Source organism: Janthinobacterium sp. GW823-FHT01H08 (assembly GCF_058797855.1).
The window spans coordinates 2,870,223-2,889,899 of the sequence record NZ_CM179504.1; the positions used below are offsets into that span (position 1 = coordinate 2,870,223).

General features: G+C 62.4%; 18 protein-coding genes. 12 read left to right on the plus strand and 6 right to left on the minus strand.

Annotated features, from left to right (window positions below; genetic code table 11):
• Positions 1-30 precede the first annotated feature (30 nt).
• The 3 genes from AC3RCG_RS12940 to AC3RCG_RS12950 all read left to right on the plus strand — a co-directional run bounded on the left by AC3RCG_RS12940 (position 31) and on the right by AC3RCG_RS12950 (position 2,766).
• Positions 31-729 carry a CoA transferase subunit A gene (locus AC3RCG_RS12940; RefSeq protein ID WP_034752348.1) on the plus strand — a complete coding sequence of 233 codons (699 nt, stop codon included), beginning with the start codon at positions 31-33 and terminating at the stop codon, positions 727-729.
• 21 nt (positions 730-750) lie between these two features.
• Positions 751-1,401 (plus strand): CoA transferase subunit B, encoded by a 651-nt coding sequence (locus AC3RCG_RS12945; protein ID WP_070221586.1) that lies wholly within the window; start codon positions 751-753, stop codon positions 1,399-1,401.
• A gap of 153 nt (positions 1,402-1,554) precedes the next feature.
• Entirely contained in the window at positions 1,555-2,766 is a 1,212-nt protein-coding gene (locus AC3RCG_RS12950) for a phospholipase effector Tle1 domain-containing protein (RefSeq protein WP_162995627.1), read from the plus strand.
• 9 nt (positions 2,767-2,775) lie between these two features.
• On the opposite strand, the gene AC3RCG_RS12955 is transcribed toward AC3RCG_RS12950, so the two are convergent.
• Positions 2,776-3,189 (minus strand): DoxX family protein, encoded by a 414-nt coding sequence (locus tag AC3RCG_RS12955; RefSeq protein WP_070221585.1) that lies wholly within the window; start codon positions 3,187-3,189, stop codon positions 2,776-2,778.
• A 249-nt stretch (positions 3,190-3,438) separates the two neighbouring features.
• Positions 3,439-4,740, minus strand: a complete 1,302-nt coding sequence (locus tag AC3RCG_RS12960) for a dicarboxylate/amino acid:cation symporter (RefSeq protein ID WP_070221559.1) — start codon at positions 4,738-4,740, stop codon at positions 3,439-3,441.
• 263 nt (positions 4,741-5,003) lie between these two features.
• Between AC3RCG_RS12960 and AC3RCG_RS12965 the strand changes: the two genes are divergently transcribed.
• From AC3RCG_RS12965 to AC3RCG_RS12975, 3 genes are read left to right on the plus strand one after another with little or no spacing between them, the layout of a single operon-like run.
• Positions 5,004-5,885 (plus strand): alpha/beta fold hydrolase, encoded by an 882-nt coding sequence (locus AC3RCG_RS12965; protein ID WP_070221558.1) that lies wholly within the window; start codon positions 5,004-5,006, stop codon positions 5,883-5,885.
• A gap of 54 nt (positions 5,886-5,939) precedes the next feature.
• Positions 5,940-6,290, plus strand: a complete 351-nt coding sequence (locus AC3RCG_RS12970; RefSeq protein WP_070221557.1) for a RidA family protein — start codon at positions 5,940-5,942, stop codon at positions 6,288-6,290.
• A gap of 32 nt (positions 6,291-6,322) precedes the next feature.
• On the plus strand, positions 6,323-8,575 hold the full coding sequence (locus tag AC3RCG_RS12975) for a RelA/SpoT family protein (RefSeq protein ID WP_492404800.1): 2,253 nt from the start codon (positions 6,323-6,325) through the stop codon (positions 8,573-8,575).
• Between the two features lie 74 nt (positions 8,576-8,649).
• Here the strand turns inward: AC3RCG_RS12975 and AC3RCG_RS12980 are convergent, their stop codons facing one another.
• From AC3RCG_RS12980 to AC3RCG_RS12990, 3 genes are all read right to left on the minus strand, one after another.
• Complete coding sequence (locus AC3RCG_RS12980; RefSeq protein ID WP_070221555.1) at positions 8,650-9,600, minus strand: cation diffusion facilitator family transporter; 951 nt, start codon at positions 9,598-9,600, stop codon at positions 8,650-8,652.
• A gap of 116 nt (positions 9,601-9,716) precedes the next feature.
• Positions 9,717-10,592 (minus strand): pirin family protein, encoded by an 876-nt coding sequence (locus AC3RCG_RS12985; protein ID WP_409026547.1) that lies wholly within the window; start codon positions 10,590-10,592, stop codon positions 9,717-9,719.
• Between the two features lie 57 nt (positions 10,593-10,649).
• On the minus strand, positions 10,650-11,249 hold the full coding sequence (locus AC3RCG_RS12990; protein WP_070287943.1) for an FMN-dependent NADH-azoreductase: 600 nt from the start codon (positions 11,247-11,249) through the stop codon (positions 10,650-10,652).
• A 112-nt stretch (positions 11,250-11,361) separates the two neighbouring features.
• On the opposite strand from AC3RCG_RS12990, the gene AC3RCG_RS12995 reads away from it, so the two are divergent.
• Complete coding sequence (locus AC3RCG_RS12995; protein ID WP_070311834.1) at positions 11,362-12,267, plus strand: LysR family transcriptional regulator; 906 nt, start codon at positions 11,362-11,364, stop codon at positions 12,265-12,267.
• 17 nt (positions 12,268-12,284) lie between these two features.
• Here the strand turns inward: AC3RCG_RS12995 and asd are convergent, their stop codons facing one another.
• A complete protein-coding gene (gene asd, locus AC3RCG_RS13000) occupies positions 12,285-13,133 on the minus strand; it encodes an archaetidylserine decarboxylase (protein WP_492404803.1) in 849 nt (282 codons plus the stop codon).
• Positions 13,134-13,514: 381 nt separating this feature from the next.
• Here asd and AC3RCG_RS13005 point away from each other — a divergent pair, with 381 nt between their 5' ends.
• From AC3RCG_RS13005 to AC3RCG_RS13025, 5 genes are all read left to right on the plus strand, one after another.
• The gene (locus tag AC3RCG_RS13005) at positions 13,515-15,587 is read left to right on the plus strand and encodes a TonB-dependent receptor plug domain-containing protein (protein ID WP_492404805.1); all 2,073 of its coding nucleotides are present in this window, start codon (positions 13,515-13,517) and stop codon (positions 15,585-15,587) included.
• A 119-nt stretch (positions 15,588-15,706) separates the two neighbouring features.
• The gene (locus AC3RCG_RS13010; RefSeq protein ID WP_492404807.1) at positions 15,707-16,945 is read left to right on the plus strand and encodes a DEAD/DEAH box helicase; all 1,239 of its coding nucleotides are present in this window, start codon (positions 15,707-15,709) and stop codon (positions 16,943-16,945) included.
• 51 nt (positions 16,946-16,996) lie between these two features.
• Positions 16,997-17,614 (plus strand): LON peptidase substrate-binding domain-containing protein, encoded by a 618-nt coding sequence (locus tag AC3RCG_RS13015; protein ID WP_070287945.1) that lies wholly within the window; start codon positions 16,997-16,999, stop codon positions 17,612-17,614.
• A 142-nt stretch (positions 17,615-17,756) separates the two neighbouring features.
• Positions 17,757-18,500: a DNA-binding protein gene (locus AC3RCG_RS13020; protein WP_046684938.1), complete on the plus strand. Its 744-nt coding sequence runs from the start codon at positions 17,757-17,759 to the stop codon at positions 18,498-18,500.
• A gap of 221 nt (positions 18,501-18,721) precedes the next feature.
• Positions 18,722-19,669, plus strand: a complete 948-nt coding sequence (locus AC3RCG_RS13025; protein ID WP_492404810.1) for a cupin-like domain-containing protein — start codon at positions 18,722-18,724, stop codon at positions 19,667-19,669.
• The last annotated feature ends 8 nt before the right edge of the window (positions 19,670-19,677 follow it).

Consider the following 19,677-nt stretch of genomic DNA (forward strand, 5'->3'; position numbering starts at 1 on the left):
CAAAGCTTAACAAAAGATAGAGGGACACCCATGAATAAAGTTTATCCTGACGCCGCCTCGGCGCTGGCCGGTATCGTCCAAGATGGCCAGACCATCGCCGTCGGCGGCTTCGGCCTGTGCGGCATTCCCGAAGCCCTGATCGGCGCCTTGCGCGATTCGGGCGTGACGGGCCTGACCGCCATTTCCAACAACGCGGGCGTGGACGGCTTCGGCCTGGGCCAGCTGCTCACCACGCGCCAGATCAAGAAAATGATCGCCTCCTATGTGGGTGAAAACAAGGAATTCGCGCGCCAGTACCTGGCCGGCGAACTGGAGCTGGAATTCACGCCGCAAGGCACCTTGGCCGAGAAACTGCGCGCCGGCGGCGCCGGCATCCCCGCCTTCTTCACCAAGACGGGCGTGGGCACCATCGTTGCCGACGGCAAGGAACTGCGCGAATTCGACGGCGAACAATACGTGATGGAACGCAGCCTCGTGGCCGACGTGGCCCTGGTCAAAGCCTACATGGCCGACCGTGCCGGCAATTTGGTCTACCGCAAGACGGCGCGCAATTTCAACCCGAACGTGGCCATGGCGGGCAAGATCACCATCGTGGAAGTGGAAAAACTGGTCGAAGTGGGCGAGATCGACCCGGACCAGGTCCACACGCCGAGCATCTTCGTGCACCGCATCGTGGTCAACGCGAACCCGGAAAAACGCATCGAGCAGCGCACCGTGCGCGCCGACTAAATACAAGATTGGGAGATGATCATGGCTTGGACAAGAGATGAAATGGCCGCGCGCGCGGCAAAGGAATTGCAGGATGGCTTTTATGTGAATCTGGGTATCGGCTTGCCGACCCTGGTGGCCAACTATGTGCCGGACAATATCGAAGTGTTTTTGCAGTCGGAAAACGGCTTGCTGGGCATCGGCCCGTTTCCCACCGAAGATGAGGTTGATGCCGACCTGATCAACGCTGGCAAGCAGACGGTGACGGCCTTGCCCGGCGCCGCTTACTTCAGCTCGGCCGATTCGTTCGGCATGATTCGCGGCGGCAAGATCAACCTGGCTATCCTGGGCGCCATGCAAGTGTCGGAAAAGGGCGACCTGGCGAACTGGATGATTCCAGGCAAAATGGTCAAGGGCATGGGCGGCGCGATGGACCTCGTCGCCGGCGTCAAGCGCGTCGTTGTGCTGATGGAGCACGTGGCCACGGCCAAGGATGGCACGACGTCGCACAAGTTGCTGAAACAATGCGACTTGCCGCTGACGGGCGTGGGCGTGGTCGACGTCATCATCAGCGACCTGGGCGTCATCGACGTGACGGAAAACGGCTTGAAGCTGGTGGAACTGGCGCCGGGCGTGACCAAGGAGCAGGTGCAGGCGGCCACGGGCGCGGAGCTGGACGTTTCCGCCGTATAAACGGATCGTTGCATGCATAAAAAAAGCGGACAGCGATGTCCGCTTTTTTTTTCGCCGCGCACGCACTACGTCTGCGCCATGTCTAAGGCTGTCCCTGGAGTGTGCCTATGCTGGAACGGTGCAGGGCAGACGAAGTCACGACAAGGAGCAGTCATGAAGGCAAACTGGTACGCATCGCCACTACTGAGGCGCATGGCAGGGAGTGTGTTGGCAGCGGGCTTGGCGGCGTTGCTGTCCGCCTGTGCTGCCGCCGGCGGCGAGCACGTCAACCCAGTGGTGACGGAGAAAGTATTCACGGGCGATCCCGCCCTGGCAAAAAACATCTTTGTCTTTCTGGATGGGACGCGCAATGACAGCGCCTCCGGGACCAATGTGCGCCGGGTCTTTGATGCGGTGCTCCATGCCGACGAGGCGCAGACCAGCGCCATCTATATCGAAGGCGTGGGCAGCGTCGAAAGTCCCGTGCTGGGCGCCAGTCTCGGCCTTGGCATGGAGCCGCGTATCCTGCGCGGCTATGACTTCGTCGCGCAGGCGTTTCGCCCCGGTGACAAGCTCTACATTTTGGGCTTCAGCCGTGGCGCCCACCAGGCCCGCGCACTGGCTGGCCTGATCGCCTATGCGGGCGTGCCGGCCAGGTCGGAAGACGATATCGAACAACGGCTTCGGCGCGATAACGCCATCCTCGAAGTGGTCAAGCGCAAGAACGATGAAGCCTATGTGGATGCGTGGAAGGCGTGGCGGCCGGGACAGGAGCCGATCGCCGGTAAAGAACTGCGCGAACGTTTCAAGGTTGCCGTGGTGCCGGTGGAAATCCAATTTCTCGGCCTGTGGGATACCGTGCCCGGTTCCCTGTTCAAGGACTTCGGTGTGTGCAAGGAAATGAGCGACGGCAGGGACGGCGACCGCTACAAGTCCGATTCCTATCCGCCGATCCGCCGCATCCTGCACGCCGTGTCGCGCGATGAAAAGCGCAGCCGCTTCCATCCCATCTTGCTGTGTCCGCCCATTAATGCGGACTACACGAGCGTCAGCGAACTCTGGTTTCCCGGATCGCATGCCGATATCGGTGGTGGTTACGCCGATTCACGGTCGTTGTCCGACCTGTCGCTGGCGTGGATGATGACGGGCCTGGCGCAAGATTATGCGCTCCCGCCGTTGCAGCTGGCTGGCGATCCGCTGGGCCTGGCGCATTGGTCGATCGGCGACCGGCCGGCCAATTTGTTCAGCCATTGCGAGGACAGGGTATTGCCCGACGGCGCCATGCAGGCCCCGGCCCTGCAAGTGAGGACCGTTGCCGGCAGCGCGCCGTTGCGCATGCAGGGTGTGATCGAGCAACGGCCCTATCCGTTGGAGTGCTCGCGCTAGCCCGGTCGTTTATGCGGCGCCAGCCTTGCCGCGCAAGCCGTCCAGGCTGTAGGCGCCAGCGCCAGCAACTGCGAAGTACAGGAAGGTGAAGCAGTACATCACGGCCATTTCGCCGCCGTTCAGGATCGGTAAAAAGCCGGCAGGCGCATGCGCGATGAAATAGGCGGCTGCCATCTGGCCCGACAGGATGAAGGCGACGGGGCGCGTGAACAGGCCGACCAGCAGCAAGCTGCCGCCCACCAGCTCGATGACCCCGGCCGCGCCCATCAGGGAAAACAGTTGCAAGCCGTCGAACATGGCCACGTGCGGCGCACCGAACAGTTTTGCCGTGCCATGCTGCAGGAAAAGAAAGCCGAGGATGATGCGCAGCAAGCCCAGCAAGCGTGGGGACCAGGTGGCGTAGAGGGCGGGCGAGAGGGACATGGCGTACTCCATTCAAAGGTGGATGGTTCGGTGTCTGGCTTGCATTAACGCAATGTCATTATGCGGGAGCCTGGCGGCGAACAATAGACAGCACTGTAATGGTTTTTCATTCATTGATCATCCGATGAAATATTGATGCATGATTTACCATATGTTGATGATGCAATAAAAAACCCCTCGCGCATGCAAAAAGCCCCGCAGATCGCTCTGCGGGGCTTTTCAATGGAGAGTACAGCTTGCTTGGCGGGCTTACTTGACGATATTGACGGTCGGTGCAACGTAGGCGTCGTCGGTCGGGTGGGTGGGATGGGCCAGCTCGCTGTGCAGCTTGTCCATGTCCAGTTCCTTTTCCCATTTCGACACGACGATGGTGGCCACGCCGTTACCGACAAAGTTGGTCAGCGCGCGGCATTCGCTCATGAAGCGGTCGATGCCCAGGATCAGCGCCATGCCGGCCACGGGAATCGTCGGCACCACGGCCAGGGTGGCGGCCAGGGTGATGAAGCCGGCGCCCGTGATGCCGGACGCGCCTTTCGACGTCAGCATCGCCACGCCCAGGATGGTGAGCTCTTGCCAGATCGTCAGTTCCGTGTTGGTTGCCTGTGCCACGAACAGGGCGGCCATGGTCATGTAGATATTGGTGCCGTCCAGGTTGAACGAGTAACCGGTCGGCACGACCAGACCGACGACTGGCTTGGAGCAGCCCAGGCGCTCGAGTTTCTTCATCAGGGCCGGCAGGGCCGATTCCGACGAGCTGGTGCCGAGCACGATCAGCAGTTCTTCCTTGATGTACAGCAAGAAGCGGCCGATGGAGAAGCCCGTGTACTTGGCGATCAGGCCCAGCACGACGAAGACGAACAGGAAGCAGGTCAGGTAGAACGAGCCCATCAGTTTTGCCAGCGGAATCAGCGACGCCAGGCCGTATTTACCGATGGTAAAGGCCATCGCGCCGAACGCGCCGATCGGTGCGACTTTCATGATGATGTTGACCATGCCGAAGATGGCATGCGACAGCTCGTCGATCAGCTTGGTGACCGGACGGCCGCGCTCGCCCAGCAGGGACAGCGAGAAGCCGAACAGGATGGCGATCAACAGCACTTGCAGGATGTCGCCCTTGGCGAAGGCATCGACGAAGGTCTTCGGGATGATATTCATCAGGAAGTCGACGGTGCTCATGCCTTCGGCGTGCGTGTATTGCGCGATCGACTTGGCATCGAGGTGGGCCGGATCGGCGTTGAAGCCGGCGCCCGGTTTCAGGATGTTAGCAACCAGCAAGCCAATGGCCAGCGCGAAGGTGGAGACCACTTCGAAGTACAGCAGGGCCTTGCCGCCCACGCGGCCGATTTTCTTGACGTCCTGCATGCCGGCGATGCCGGAGACCACGGTACAGAAGATCACGGGGGCGATGATCATCTTGATCAGTTTGATAAAGCCGTCGCCCAGCGGTTTCATGTCGACGGCGTTCGAAGGGTAGAACACCCCCAGCAGCACGCCAGCCACGATGGCGAACAGCACCTGTACGTACAGGATTTTATAGAATGGTTTTTTCACGAGTGGTCTCCTCTTGCGGGTTGATGCTGCGAATCATCCGCCCATTGGCAGGCGTGCTCAATTGTGGATAACCGCAGATATGCAGTTTCGCTATATCGGGTATTGCGCCATGGCGAATGTGCCAGTGCTATGCTGCGACGCAGCAATTCAGCCGCGCGCTTGGAGCATTGCCCGCGCTGCGCTACACTGCCGTAGCGTCGCGCGCGGGACATCCCTTGGCAGGCAGAAAGCGGTGCTCTTTTTATATCGAATAAGGAAATCGAATGATCGAAGCGAGCATCAAATCCGTCCAGTGCATCTCCCCCGCAGGCCTGCATACCATGTCGTACAAGGAGTGGGGCGCACCCGACAATCCGAACGTGCTCGTCTGCGCCCATGGCGTGACGCGCGTGGCGGACGACTTCGACAACCTGGCGCGCGCCATGGCCAGCGATTACCGCGTGATCTGCCCCGACGTGGTGGGACGCGGGCGCTCGGGCTGGCTGGCCAATCCCCAGTTCTACCGCGTGCCCCAGTATGTGAGCGACATGGTGACCCTGCTGGCGCGCGTGCTGGCCAATGGCGAGCGCCAGACGGTGGACTGGTTCGGCACCTCGATGGGCGGCTTGATCGGCCTGGGCCTGGCCTCGTTGCCGCACAGCCCGATCAGCAAGCTGGTATTGAACGATATCGGCCCAACCCTGGCGCCGGAAGCCTTGCAGCGCATCGGCGACTACATCGGCCAGGACTTGCGTTTCGATACCTTCGAGCAGGGCGCCAAATTTGTGCGCGACGTGTCCGCCAGCTTCGGCCCGCACACGGATGCGGAATGGCATAAACTGGCAGTCGATGTGTTGCGGCAGGACAAGGATGGCCATTGGCGCCGTCACTATGATATGGGACTGGCCATGCCGTTCCGCTCGGCCACGCCGGAATCGGCGGCCAGCGACGAAGCCATGCTGTGGGCCGCGTACGATGCCGTGCGCTGCCCCACCTTGCTGGTGCGCGGCTCGGAATCCGATCTGCTGTCGCACGAGACGGCGCAGATCATGCTGGGCCGCGGCCCGAAAGCGGAACTGGTGGAAATCGCCGGCGTGGGCCATGCGCCCACTTTCGTCCACGACGACCAGATCGCCATCGCGCGCAAGTTTTTGCTGGGCAAGTAAGAAGGCAACAAGCAATACCGCTGTACAGATTTTGAAACAACCGAAAGAAGAAGCATGGAAATTACACGACTGCACGTAGGCAAACGCCTTTCTGAAGTAGCGATACATAACAACACCATCTACCTGGCGGGACAGATCGCGGAAGACACCACGCAAGGCATCGTCGGCCAGACGCGTGAAGTGCTCGGCCACGTCGACCGTTTGCTGATGGAAGCGGGCAGCGACAAGACGTGCATTCTGTCGTGCCAGATCTACATTGCCGACATGAAGGATTTCGACGGCATGAATGAAGTGTGGGACGACTGGGTCGCTTCCGGCCACACGCCGCCGCGCGCCACCGTGGAAGCGAAACTGGCCAATCCGGCTTGCTTGGTAGAAATCGTCATCATCGCTGCAGAGCGCTAAGTTATTGAGTTGTTAAGTTTATAAGGTATCACATGGTTTCCATCTCGGCCCCGAATAGCGCCACCTCGGAACAACTGGTAGAGGGCTTGAGTGCGCCGGACTGCGCGCGCGTGCTGGACGCGCTCGCGTATGCCACCGCAGCGTATGGCGACAAGCAGACCTTTGCCGGCCGCTCCGCGCTGGACTTCGCCATCGGCGTGGCCACCACCCTGGCGTTCCTGCGCAGCGATGCGGAAACACGCATCGCCGGCCTGATGTTCGAGCTGACCTTGCTGGAACCCGACACGGCGGCCGACATCGAGCCGCGCTTCGGCAAGCAGGTGTGCGACCTGGCGACAGGCGTGCGCCAGCTGATTCGTTTGCGTGCGCTGACCCAGGCGCAGCACGGCGGTGCTGGCGGGCGCGGCAAGAATGCTGCGCAGCAAGCCGTGGCCCAGGTGGAAACCTTGCGCAAGATGTTGCTGGCGATGGCGTCCGACATGCGTGTCGTGCTGGTGCGCCTGGCCGCCTGCGTGACGACCTTGCGTTACTTTGCCGACTTAAAGCTGTTCAATGAAATGACGCGCGAGTACGGCAAGGAAACGCTGGATTTGTACGCGCCGCTGGCCAACCGCCTCGGCATCTGGCAACTGAAGTGGGAACTGGAAGATTTGTCGTTCCGCTTCATCGAACCGGAAGCGTATAAACGCATCGCCAAGATGCTGGAAGAAAAGCGCATGATGCGCGAGGGCTTCGTGTCCTCGGCGATTCTGCGCCTGCAGACGGAACTGGCTTCGGCCGGTATCCAGGCGGAAGTATTTGGCCGCCCGAAACACATTTACAGCATCTGGAACAAGATGCGCGGCAAGGAACTGGATTTCACGGCCCTGTACGACGTGCGCGCCTTCCGCGTCATCGTTGCCGACGTGAAAACTTGCTACACGGTGCTGGGCGTGGTCCACAATATCTGGACTCCCATCCCGAAAGAATTCGACGATTACATTTCGCGCCCGAAACCGAATGGTTACCAGTCGCTGCACACGGTGGTGACGGCCGAGGATGGCCGCCCGCTGGAAGTGCAAATCCGCACGAATGAAATGCACAGCTTTGCCGAATACGGCGTGGCTGCGCACTGGCGCTACAAGGAGGAGGGCGGCTCGAACTTTGCCGGCCAGAAGTACGATGAAAAGATCGCCTGGCTGCGCCAGTTGCTGGCCTGGAAGACGGAAGTGGCCGACGCCGTCGTGGGCCAGGAAGAAATCCAGCGCGAATGGGTGGAAAAGCTCAAATCGGCCACCCTGGACGACCGCATCTTCGTCATGACGCCGCAGGCGCGGGTGCTGGAATTGCCTGTCGGCGCCACGCCCGTTGACTTTGCGTATCACCTGCACACGGACGTGGGCCACCGCTGCCGCGGCGCCAAGGTCGACGGCATCATGGTGCCCCTGAATACCCAGCTGAAGAATGGCCAGACCTGCGAAATCATCACGGCCAAGGGCGCGCCGGGCACGGCCGGGCCGTCGCGCGACTGGCTCAGCGCCGGCTACGCCGTCAGCACGCGCACGCGCTCGAAGATCCGCGCCTGGTTCCACGCCATCGACATGCAGGAAACCCTGGCCCATGGCCGCGCGCTGGTGGAAAAATCCCTGCAACGCGAAGGCAAGACGGCCGTCAACCTCGAGGCGCTGGCGCAAAAGCTGGGCTTTGCCAAGGTCGACGAGCTGTTCCTGTCGGTGGGCAAGGATGAATTCAGCCTGCGCCACGTGGAGCAGGCGCTGCACGACAATGGCGAAGTGGTGGTGCCGGAAGACGCCGTGCTGGTGGGTAAAAGCCGCGCTTCCAGCGTGGAGCAGGGCGCCAAGTCCGGCGTGCTGGTGGTCGGCACGGAAGGCTTGATGACGGTGCTGGCCAAGTGCTGCAAGCCGGCGCCGCCGGACAGCATCGTCGGTTTTGTGACGCGCGGCAAGGGCGTTTCCATCCACCGCGCCACCTGTAAAAACTTCGAGGAAATGCGCGCCAAATCGCCCGAGCGCGTGATTTTTACCGAATGGGGCAGCACGGGCGGCCACGACACCGTGTATCCGGTCGACATCTTCATTTTGGCCGGCGACCGCCAGGGCTTGCTGCGCGACATCTCCGAAATCTTTTCGCGCGAAAAGATCAACGTGATCGGCGTCAACACCCAAAGCGCCAAGGGCCAGGCCCGCATGACGTTTACGGCCGAGATCAGCTCGACGGCGCAGCTGTTGAAGGCGCTGAATGTGATCAAGGATGTCAGCGGGGTCCTGGAAGCGCGGCGCAGTTAGTTGGAGTTACCCCGAGAGCAGAGGCTGGGGTCAGACCCGGCGGGTCTGACCCCGGTCTTTGCCGTTGGGTTCAATTAATGCGTCTTGTCACCCTGATGCAGCCCCGCCATCGCCGCCGTCTCCGGCTGCAAAGTAATATGGTCGATGCCATGCTTGGCCAGCAACATCTTCTTGATCGCCCGCAAGACCTTCGGCCAATGGTCGAGGTGCTCGATTTCCACATGGCCGATCAGGGCCGGTTGGCCCGGCGACATGTCCCACACATGCAGATCGTGCACGGCGATTACGCCGTCCACTTGCTCGACGTCCGTGCCCACTTCGATGTAGTCGATGTGCAGGGGCACGCCTTCCATCAGGAAGTGGTAGGACTCTTTCAATACCCCGAACGTCGATTTCAGGATCAGCAGCGATACCAGCACGGACAGCAGCGGGTCGATCTGCATCCAGCCCGTAAAGTAAATTACGGCGCCCGCGACGATGGCGGCGACCGAGCCGAGCAAATCGCCCATCACGTGCACGAGGGCGGCGCGCGTGTTCACGCTTTGCTTGTCTTTCGACAGTACCCACGCCACCACCACGTTGATCGCCAGGCCGATGAAGGCGACGATGAAGACCATGCCGCCCTTGACGGGTTGCGGGGCGGAAAAACGCAGCACGGCTTCATAGCAGATCCAGCCCACCACGCACAGCATGGCCAGGCCGTTGACGAAGGCGGCCAGTGCTTCGGCGCGGCCGAAGCCGAACGAGTGGCGCGGCGAGGGCGGGCGGCGCGCGATGATCTGCGCCAGCAGGGCCAGGCCCAGCGCGGCCGCGTCCGTGACCATGTGGCCCGCATCGGAAATCAGGGCCAGCGAATTGGACAGGAAGCCGGCCGCCACCTCGATGCCGGCAAATGACAGGGTCAGGCCCAGCGCCCACGCGAGGATGCTCTGGCTGCGGCCCTCGAAAGAGTGGGTGTGCTTGGCGTCGCCTTTCAGGTGGGCGTGCAAATGGGTGGCGTCGTGTTCGGTGTGGGTCGGCTGCATGGAATGCTTTGTTGAATGAGGTTGCCGCCAGTGTAATTGAAAAGCAACAACATAGTCGGCACGTAAAAAAACCTGCAGGCCTAAAGGCACTGCAGGTTTTTGCTGAGATACATCATTTACTGCGCGGCCGTCTCGCCAAACTTGCCTTCGCGGAAATCCTGTACGGCCTGGAATACTTCCGCCTGGGTATTCATGACAAACGGGCCATACTGCGCGATCGGCTCGTTCAAGGGCTGGCCGGCGACGAGGATCACGCGGCCGCCTTCCGGTGCCTCGATGCGCACGCCGTCGCTGCCCGGTGTGTTGGCGAAGATGGCCATGCGCAGGGCGGGCACGGCCTTGCCATCGACTCGCACTTCGCCGCGGAACGTGTACAGGAAGGCGTTATGGCCTGGCGGCAAGGGCTGCTCGAAGCTGCTGCCAGCTGGCAAGTCGATATCGAGGTACAGCGGTTCCGTCAATTCGCGCTGCACGGCGCCCGTCACGCCATGGCTCTCGCCGGCGATCACTTGCACGGCCACGCCTGCGTCCGTCGTGTAGCGGGGGATTTCGCTGCTCGTGAAATCGCGGTACCACGGCGTGCGCATCTTGTCGCGCGCGGGCAGGTTCAGCCACAGCTGAAAACCTTCCATCACGCCTTCTTCCTGCTCCGGCATTTCCGAATGGATCACGCCGCTGCCAGCCGTCATCCATTGCACGCCACCCGACGTCAGCAAGCCTTCGTGGCCCGCGCTGTCCTTGTGGCGCATGCGCCCCGTGATCATGTACGACACCGTCTCGAAACCCCGGTGCGGATGCTCGGGGAAGCCGGCGATATAGTCGTTCGGCTTGTCGCTGGCAAAGTTGTCGAGCATCAAAAACGGGTCGAGACGGCGCTGCAGCTGCTGCGTCAGCACGCGGTTGATCTTCACACCGGCGCCATCCATGACGGCCTGGCCGGCGATCACGCGCTCGACGGCGCGTGGCTTGTTGACGGTGGTGATGTCGCTCATTGTTCTCTCCTCTAGGCCGGGACGGCGCCAGTGCGCCGTCCCTTTCACTGCTGGGGATTACACCAGGATCGCGTTGATCTCGGCGTCCGCTTGCGCCTGCGCCTTGGCCACGGCTTCCGGGCCCATGCCCATGCCTTCCGAATACACGTATTGCACGTCGGTCAGGCCCAGGAAGCCGAACATGGTGTTCAGGTAAGGCACCTGGCTATCGTTGGCGCTATCGCGGTGCAAGCCGCCGCGGGACAGACCCACGTAGACTTTCTTGCCGGTCAACAGGCCCACGGGACCGTTTTCCGTGTACTTGAAGGTGACGTTGGCGCGGGCAATCGCGTCGAACCAGCTTTTCAGTTGCACGGTGATGCCGAAGTTGTACATCGGCGCGCCGATGACGATGACGTCAGCTGCCTGCACTTGCGCAATCAGCGCGTCGTCCAGGGCGATGCGGGCCGCCTGTTCCGGCGTGCGCTTGTCGGCCGGCGTGAACAGCGCTTGCAGGGTCGGCTCGTCGAGCACAGGGTGCGGTTGGGCAGCCAGGTCGCGGCGGACCAGGGCGGCGCCAGGATTGGCGGCTTGTACGCGGGCAACGATGGCGTCAGCCAGGCGGGTCGAGGCGGAGCCGGTGCTGCGGGCGCTGGAATTGATTTGCAGGATGTTCATCTTGTTTCTCCGTGTGAGGTGTCTTGCGATGGATGAACTATAGCAATTCCAAAAACCATCCGGAAGCCGTTAAAATGGATAACATTAATCCACCAATGGAACAATCAAAGCTATGGATATCGATCCCGGAGATTTATTGCTGTTCGCCCGCGTCGTCGAGTGCGGCAGTTTTTCGCGCGCTGCCGTGCGCGTGGACTTGCCCAAGTCAACCCTGTCGCGCCGCATCTCGCAGCTGGAAGCGAAACTGGGCGAGCGGCTGCTGCTGCGCACCACGCGCAAGCTGGCGCTGACGGAATTTGGCGCCAGCCTGCTCGAACATGCGCGCAAGGTGGTCGAGGAAACGGAAGCGGCCGGCGCGCTGGCCCAGCACCGCCAGGCGGGACCCAGCGGCTTGCTGCGCATCTCCATGCCGGCGGACTTCGGCGACGCGCTGATGCGCCAGGTGCTGGCCGAATTCGTGCGCCGCTATCCGGCCATTTCGCTGGAACTCGACTTGTCGGCGCGCCGCGTGGATTTGCTGGAAGAGAACTTCGACCTGGCCATCCGCATGGGCAACTTGCCCGACGACGCCAGCCTGTCCGCGCGCCGCGTAGCCTTCAGTACGCTGGCCTTGTATGCCTCGCCGCAATACACGAGCGTGCACGGCTTGCCCGAGCATCCCGACGATTTATATGGCCATGATCTGCTGAGCTTACCGCGTGCCGTGCATGGCCTCGTGCACTGGACTTTGATCCGCGGCAAGACGACGTGGGAGCGCGACTTGCCCGTGCGCCTGCTGGCGAACTCGCCGGAATTGCTGGTGCGCATGGCCTGCACGGGCGTGGGCATCGCGGCCAGCACGGACCGCTTTGCCAAGGCCTATGTGGCGACGGGGGAGCTGGTGCGCGTGTTGCCGGAGTGGAGTTTTCCGCTGGTCACGGGCTGGGCCGTATTTCCCGGCCGGCGCCTGATGCCGGCCAAGACGCGCGCGTTTCTCGATCTGATGGAGGAGATGTACCAGACTGACGCGCCCGTATAGGCGCGCGTCCGGATGCCTTACTTGGGCAGGTTGCCCATGACTTCGCCCAGTTGCACGGGGCCGGCCGGTTGCCAGTTGGCGTTGAATTGCACGGTGTCTTTCGGGAACAGCATCACGACGGTGGAGCCGAGCAGGAAGCGGCCCAGCTCTTCGCCCTGTTTCAGCACCACATTGTCGTTCGCATAGCTCCAGTCGCGGATCTTGCCCGTGCGGGGCGGGTTGACGACGCCGTGCCAGACGGTGGCCATGCTGCCGACGATGGTGGCGCCCACCAGGGTCATGACGAAGGGGCCGTTGGCCGTGTCGAACACGCAGACGACGCGCTCGTTGCGGGCGAACAGGCCGGGAATGCCGCGCGCCGTCGTCGGGTTGACGGAGAACAATTCACCGGGCACATAAATCATGCGCGTCAAACGGCCGTCGCACGGCATGTGGATGCGGTGGTAGTCGCGCGGGCTCAGGTACAGGTTGGCGAAGCTGCCGTGTTCGAACTGGGCCGCCAGCGCCGCGTCGCCACCCACCAGGGCCGTGGTGCTGAAGTTGTGGCCCTTGGCCTGGAAGATCTGGTCCTTGTCGATCTTGCCGAACTGGCTGATGCGGCCATCGACGGGGCAGATGTAGTCGGCCTTGGCCAGCGGACGGGCATCGGGGCGCAGCGCGCGCGTGAAAAAGTCGTTGAAGCTCGTGTAGTGCGTGATGTCCGGGTCCAGCGCCTCATCCATGTTGACGTTGTAACGGCCGACGAACCAGCGGATCAAACGCGTGGTCATGGCGCCGCCTTTGGCGCCGGCGATCCGGCCGGCAAAGTTGGTCAACGCTCCTTTTGGAAGCAGATATTGAGGCAGGACGGCAAGACGGTCAGACACGATGGGAAGCCTTTGACGGGGTGATGGGAACAATGGTGAAAACGCATTATAGCGGCGATGTGGCGCGCAATGATATGCGCCGTATGCAAGGGGGCGTATCGCAGCCTGCCGCCGAATTTAATTTGCTATAGGAAATATTTTCAGGAAACTGTGCCAGTCAGAAAAAATTACAGCACAATACGGCGGCCTGTTTTTTAGCTTTCAGCCATTTTTATTCAGCCAACTTTTTTCAGTCAGGTCATGATGCCACGCCGTTGCCTCCGCCTCACCGTCCTTTGTTCCGCCGTTTTACTTGCATGGAATGCCCATGCCCAGCAATCCGAAACGCCGGCCGTTGATACCGCCGCCGTGCCGTTGAAGGCCGAAAAGGCTGAAAATCCCATGCAAACCGTCGAAGTCAAGGGCAGCGGCTACGATCCGCGCCGCGACGATACCGCCAGCAAGATGATCGTGGGCAGCGAGGAAATCCTCAAGTATGGCGACACGAACGTCACCGACGTGCTCAAACGCTTGCCCGGCATTACCGTGTCCGGCGCAGCCGGGCGCTCGGGCGGCGAAATCCGCATGCGCGGGCTGGGCAGCGGCTACACGCAGATATTGCTTAACGGCGAACGGGCGCCGGCCGGTTTTTCGCTCGACACCCTGTCGCCCGACGTGATCGAGCGCATCGAGATCCTGCACGCGGCCAGCGCCGAGTACAGCACGCAGTCGATCGCCGGCACCATCAATGTGGTGCTCAAGAGAGCCGTGAAGACGGCGCAGCGCGAACTCAAGCTGGGTGTGCAAGGCAGCGACGTGAGCTTTTCGCCCAGCGTGAATCTGCAACTGTCCGACCGCGACGGCAATTTTTCATACTCGCTGGCCGGTTCGCTGTACCGCTACGACTACCATTACGACAATCCCGGCCTGGAACTGGGCTACGCGCCCGACGGCCGGCAAAACCTGCTGCGTCGCACGAACGGCACGGGCGATGGCCGCCCGGAAGGCATCAATCTGTCGCCGCGCCTGAACTGGGTGCTGGCCAACGGCGACAACGTGACGGCGCAATTCTTTTTCAACGGCGGACGCTCGAATCACCGCAATTTCAGCCGCGCGGAAACAGAACTGGGCGTGCGCCCCGACTACGACACGAATACGGGCAGTTCCAGCAACCACAACGCGTTCGGCCGTAGCGACCTGACGTGGATGCACAAGCTGGCCGGCGGCGCCAAACTGGAACTGAAGATCGGCGCCTCGGCCGCCCGCAATACGTCTGACAGCCTGCAGCAAGGCTTTATCGACGGCGGCGGCCTGGCGCTCGAGCGCAAGGTGGGCGTGAAGGCGACGGAAAACGGCGTCAGTTCCACCGGCAAGTATTCCTCGCCCTTGCTGCCCGGCCATGCCCTGTCGATGGGCTGGGATGGCGCCTACACGGAGCGCGAGGAAACGCGCCGGCAGCGCGAAGCGGCCCTGGGCGTGCGTCCGCCCGTCAACAGCGACGAGGGTTTCGACGCCACCATCAAGCGCCTGGCGCTGTACGTGCAGGATGAATGGGAAATCACGCCGCGCTGGTCCATGTATGCGGGCGTGCGCTGGGAAGGCATCGATACGCGCAGCGCGGGCGATACCTACGACGAAGTGAACCAGCGTACCAGCGTGTGGAGCCCGCTGCTGCAAACCCTGTGGAAGTTGCCCGATACCAAGGGCGACCAGGTGCGCCTTGCCCTGACGCGCACCTACAAGGCGCAGCCGACGTCGAGCCTGATTCCGCGCCGCAATACCTCGACCAACAACAGCCAGACGGACCCTGACCGCGAAGGCAATCCCTACCTGAAGCCGGAGCTGGCGCTGGGCATCGACGCTTCCTACGAGCACTACTGGGCCGAAGGCGCCTTGCTCAGCGCGCGCGCCTCGGCCCGCCGTATCGATGGTTATACGCGCCAGGGTTTGCTGTTTATCAATGAGCGCTGGGTCTCCACGCCCGTCAACGATGGCCGCGCCAATACGCAGACACTAGAACTGGAAGCGAAGTTCCCGCTGCGCGCCGTGCTGGCCGCGCCCGTGCCGGCCATCGACCTGCGCGCCAGCGTCAGCCGCAACTGGTCGCAAGTGGAGCAGGTGCCGGGGCCAAACAACCGGCTCGACCAGCAAACGCCCGTCAGCGGCAACGTTGGCCTCGACTACAAGACGCCGGACGGCGTCTTGACCACGGGCGGCAGCTTCAACTTCCGCAATGGCGGCCCCGTGCGCATCACCGAGCGCCAGAGCGCCTATACGTCGCCGCGGCGCGACCTCGACATTTATGCGCTGTGGAAATTCGATGCGAAGAACCAGCTGCGCCTGGCCGTGTCTAACCTGCTGGCGCAAGACTTCGAAAGCGATACCATCTATGCGGACGCCAGCGGAACCATCGTGCGCAACAGCATCTCGCCGAGCTCGCCGCAGGCGCGCGCCACCCTGGAAATGAAGTTCTGATGGCGATGTTCTCGCGCTGAAAACCCCGGCCGGCATCCCCGCTGGCCTATAATCTCGGCAATTGCGCGCGCGGCCAGCCCGTGCGCGCCGCCTTTTCATTTGCCAAGATTGCTTTCCCCATGACGTTTTCCTCCCTCGGCCTGATCGATCCCCTGGCCCGCAAACTCGATGAGCTCGGCTATGCCAAGCCCACGCCCGTGCAGGCACAGGCAATCCCGGCCGTGCTGGCCGGGCGCGACCTGATGGCCGCCGCCCAGACGGGCACGGGCAAGACGGCGGGCTTTGCCGTGCCGCTGCTGCAGCGCCTGACCCTGGAAGGCGTGGTGGCGCCGCAATGCGTGCGCGTGCTGGTGCTGGTGCCCACGCGCGAGCTGGCCGAGCAAGTCTATGCCAGCTTCCGCAGCTATGGCGGCAACTTGCCGCTGCGCAGCTTTGTCGCCTATGGCGGCGTGCCCATCGAGCCGCAGATCAGCAAGCTGCGCAAGGGCCTCGACGTGCTGGTGGCCACGCCGGGCCGCTTGCTGGACTTGCAGACGCAGGGCGCCGTCAAGTTCGAGCAGGTGCAGACGCTGGTGCTGGACGAGGCGGACCGCATGCTGGACCTAGGTTTTGAGCGCGAACTCGATATCTTGCTGATGACGATGCCCAAGCAGCGCCAGACCCTGCTGTTCTCGGCCACGTTCTCGGACGCCATCCGCGCCATGGCGAAAACAATGCTGAAAGACCCGATTTCGGTGGAAGTGAGCGCGCGCAACAGCACGGTCAAGGCCGTCAAGCAGTCGGTGATCGTGTGCGACAAGAAACGCAAGCCGGAACTGTTCTTGCACTTGCTGAAGAAAAAGCGCTGGGGCCAGGTCCTCGTCTTCGTCAAGACGCGCAAGGGCGTCGAGCTGCTGGTGAATACCTTGCTGGAGCAGGGCGTGCGCGCCGATTCCATCCACGGCGACAAGACGCAGCCGAACCGCTTGCGCGCGCTGGCGCGTTTCAAATCGGCGGAAGTGCAGGTGCTGGTGGCCACCGACGTGGCCGCCCGTGGCTTGGACATCGATCAATTGCCCGTCGTCGTCAATTTCGACTTGCCGACGGTGGCGGAAGACTATATCCACCGCATCGGCCGCACGGGCCGCGCGGGCGCTTCGGGAGAGGCCATTTCCCTCGTCTGCGCCGATGAAGTGGAATTGCTGTCGGCCGTGGAAGCGCTGACGCGGCAAACCTTGAAACGCAACGAGGAGCCCGGTTTCGAGGTGGAACACCGCGTGCCGGGCACGTCCGCCGGCGGCACGATTCAGAAAAAGATCGTGAAAGTGCTGGCGCCGAAGGCGGCGGAGCGGGCGAAAAAGCGCCGTTTTTATAAGTAAAGGACGCATAAGGCGCGCAGCACGGATATCGCATTCGTGCCATCATGCGCCATGACCTCGATACCTTTGTTCCCGCTCAATACGGTGCTGTATCCCGATGGCTATCTGCCCCTGCAGATCTTCGAGGTGCGCTACCTGGACATGATACGTCAGTGCATCATGGGAGAGCAGCCGTTCGGCGTGGTGCAGCTGCTGGACGGCGCGGAAGTGCGCAAGCCGGGCCAGCTGGAAACCCTGGCGCCCGTGGGCACCCTGGCGCGCGTCATCGACTGGGCCGCGCCCTTGTCGGGCTTGCTGCAAATCAAATGCATGGGCATGCAGCGCTTTCACATCGTCTCCAGCGAACAGCTGAAAAACGGCTTGTGGATGGCGCAGGTCGAAACCTTGCCGCCCGATAAAACCATTCCCATCCCCCAGGAGCAGCAGAACGTGGCCGACGCACTGGGTGCCCTGATCCGCACCTTGCAGGAGCAAAAGATTCCGCCCGATCAAATGCCCCTGCAGCCGCCGTACCGCCTCGACGAGTGCGGCTGGGTGGCGAACCGCTGGTGCGAGCTGCTGTCCCTGAGTGCCATGCAAAAGCAATTGCTGCTGAGTCAGGACAATCCCGTGCTGCGCCTGGAACTGGTACAGGATATGCTCACGGAAAACGGCTTGCTGGAAGAGTAAAACACGCCAGGCCGCATGTTTTCTCGCGCTTCCGTTGTGCAATTGCAATTACTATTGAGAAATACTTTACGCTTTGCCGCCGCTGGCATAAGATAATGCCCCTGGGCAAGATTGCCCTGGGCAACATTCAAGAGCAGACGACATGGCAAAAGTAAGCGCGGAACAGATCAATGCGGCAATGGAAGCGATGGCGGGCGAAGGCCAGGCCATTACGGTGCGCGCCTTGCGCGAACGGCTGGGTAACGGCGCCTGCCTGGGCACCATCAGCAAGCTCTTGCAGCGCCGCAAGGCCGGTGCGCAGCGCCAGATCGCCGCCGCCGCCGAACTGTCGCCCGTGCTGCAGCAAGCCATCCTCGATTATGTAGGGCAGGAATTAAGCGCCAGCCACAGCGCGCATGAAGCCGAGATGAACGACAATCAACAGGAATTGATGGACCTGGCCAGCGAGAACGAGCGCCAGCAAGAGTTGCTCGACTTGCAGGCGGGCGAGCTGGAAACCTTGCGCGAGGAACTCGAACGTGAGCGGCAGGTGGCGAATCAGGCTAGAACGGACCTGGCCAAGGCGCAGCTGCGCCTGGAAGGCTTGCCGCGCCTGGAAGAGGCGGCCGAGCAGGCGCGCATGGACCTGGCCAAGGCACAGTTCAAGCTCGAAGGCATCCCGCGCCTGGAAGAGGCCGCCGAAGCGGCGCGCGCGGAACTGATCCAGGCCCAGCTGAAGCTGGAAAGCCTGACGCGCGTGGAAACGGAACTGGCGGCCGCGCGCCTGGAACTGGAAGCGGAACGCGAAGAGCTGGGCGAAACGCGCGCCGAGCTGGACGAAGAGCGCACCTTGCGCATCAAGGCGCAGCAGTTTATCGTCGATCCGATCTTCAAAACACCTGTCTGAGGACGCCTGGCCTAAGCTGCTGCGCGTCGGTATAGGTAGCCTGCGATGCTCACCGTGCTTCAGCACGGTTGCGCTTCTTAGCCACCTCTACCTTCCGCTCGCGACGGTTTTGTCAGGTGTCGATACGTCGGGGGAATATGTCATGCGGGCCTTGCTGGCTTAAAATGGCGCACTGTCGCGCCATGCCATGCCATGTGACGCCTTGATCGCAAAGAAGGTTTATGTCCGTAGAAAAAGAAGTGCCGCTCCCGCTTGCGGCTGCCCCCATCGCGCCGCGCGCGCTGCCGCCCCGGCCGCCAGCCGAATTCAGCTCGCCCGAAGCGGCCCTGGCACGCAAGCTGGCGCGCGAAGACAAGGATGCGCAGGTGCGCGGCGTCACGTCCATCGACGCCATGCGCGAGGCCATCAAGCGGGCGGCGCGGGACTTGCCCGCCATTACCGAAGTACCGCGCCTGGCCATGCTGGACGCCGCCGCCTTCCGCGCGCGCGCCGCGCTGGGCTTGCCCTTCCTGATGCGCGGGCTGGTGCGGCGCTGGCCTTTGTCGGCATTGGGGCCAGAGGTCTTGCGCGAACGGTTCAGCCACGTGCCCGTGCGCGCGCGGGTGGGCGACTATATCAATACGGCGTTCGCGGCCGACCGTGCCATGCAAGACATGTCGATGGGGCAATATCTGGACCTGGTGGAAGAAGGGGCGCACGCGTTGCCGCCGTACCTGGGCAACTTGGAATTGCGCGAGCTGAACCGCCTGTGCCACTGGCCCACGTATTTCGACAAGATGGGCCCGCCGCGCTTCTGGGTGGGGCCGGCCGGCACGGTGACGCCATTGCATTGCGATTACGACGATAATATTTTCGCGCAAGTGTGGGGCCGCAAGCGCATCTTCCTGTCGCCGCCGCACCACGACGCCTTCCTGTATCCCAGCGAAGCGAACGCCATCCTGTTCGGCTCGCCCTTCGACCCGGAAGCGCCCGATTTCCAGCGCTTCCCCTTAGCAAGCCAGGCCACCATGATCGAATGCCTCGTCGAGCCGGGCGACATGCTGTACGTGCCCGCCGGCTGGTATCACCAGGTGCGCGCACTGACGTTTTCGCTGTCGTCTAACCGCTGGGCCAGGGCCATGCCGCTGGCCCTGCATGGCGGAGCGGCGCTGCGGCGTACGGAGGCCTGATCTTATGG

Coding starts and splice junctions, on each gene's coding strand:
- AC3RCG_RS12970 (WP_070221557.1), top strand. CDS start 5,940: ATGGAAATTACACGACTGCACGTAGGCAAACGCCTTTCTGAAGTAGCG.
- AC3RCG_RS13020 (WP_046684938.1), top strand. CDS start 17,757: ATGGCAAAAGTAAGCGCGGAACAGATCAATGCGGCAATGGAAGCGATG.
- AC3RCG_RS12980 (WP_070221555.1), bottom strand. CDS start 9,600: ATGCAGCCGACCCACACCGAACACGACGCCACCCATTTGCACGCCCAC.
- AC3RCG_RS12995 (WP_070311834.1), top strand. CDS start 11,362: ATGGATATCGATCCCGGAGATTTATTGCTGTTCGCCCGCGTCGTCGAG.
- AC3RCG_RS12975 (WP_492404800.1), top strand. CDS start 6,323: ATGGTTTCCATCTCGGCCCCGAATAGCGCCACCTCGGAACAACTGGTA.
- AC3RCG_RS13025 (WP_492404810.1), top strand. CDS start 18,722: ATGTCCGTAGAAAAAGAAGTGCCGCTCCCGCTTGCGGCTGCCCCCATC.
- AC3RCG_RS12955 (WP_070221585.1), bottom strand. CDS start 3,189: ATGTCCCTCTCGCCCGCCCTCTACGCCACCTGGTCCCCACGCTTGCTG.
- AC3RCG_RS13015 (WP_070287945.1), top strand. CDS start 16,997: ATGACCTCGATACCTTTGTTCCCGCTCAATACGGTGCTGTATCCCGAT.
- AC3RCG_RS12945 (WP_070221586.1), top strand. CDS start 751: ATGGCTTGGACAAGAGATGAAATGGCCGCGCGCGCGGCAAAGGAATTG.
- AC3RCG_RS12990 (WP_070287943.1), bottom strand. CDS start 11,249: ATGAACATCCTGCAAATCAATTCCAGCGCCCGCAGCACCGGCTCCGCC.
- AC3RCG_RS12965 (WP_070221558.1), top strand. CDS start 5,004: ATGATCGAAGCGAGCATCAAATCCGTCCAGTGCATCTCCCCCGCAGGC.
- AC3RCG_RS12985 (WP_409026547.1), bottom strand. CDS start 10,592: ATGAGCGACATCACCACCGTCAACAAGCCACGCGCCGTCGAGCGCGTG.
- AC3RCG_RS13010 (WP_492404807.1), top strand. CDS start 15,707: ATGACGTTTTCCTCCCTCGGCCTGATCGATCCCCTGGCCCGCAAACTC.
- AC3RCG_RS12940 (WP_034752348.1), top strand. CDS start 31: ATGAATAAAGTTTATCCTGACGCCGCCTCGGCGCTGGCCGGTATCGTC.
- AC3RCG_RS12950 (WP_162995627.1), top strand. CDS start 1,555: ATGAAGGCAAACTGGTACGCATCGCCACTACTGAGGCGCATGGCAGGG.
- AC3RCG_RS13005 (WP_492404805.1), top strand. CDS start 13,515: ATGCAAACCGTCGAAGTCAAGGGCAGCGGCTACGATCCGCGCCGCGAC.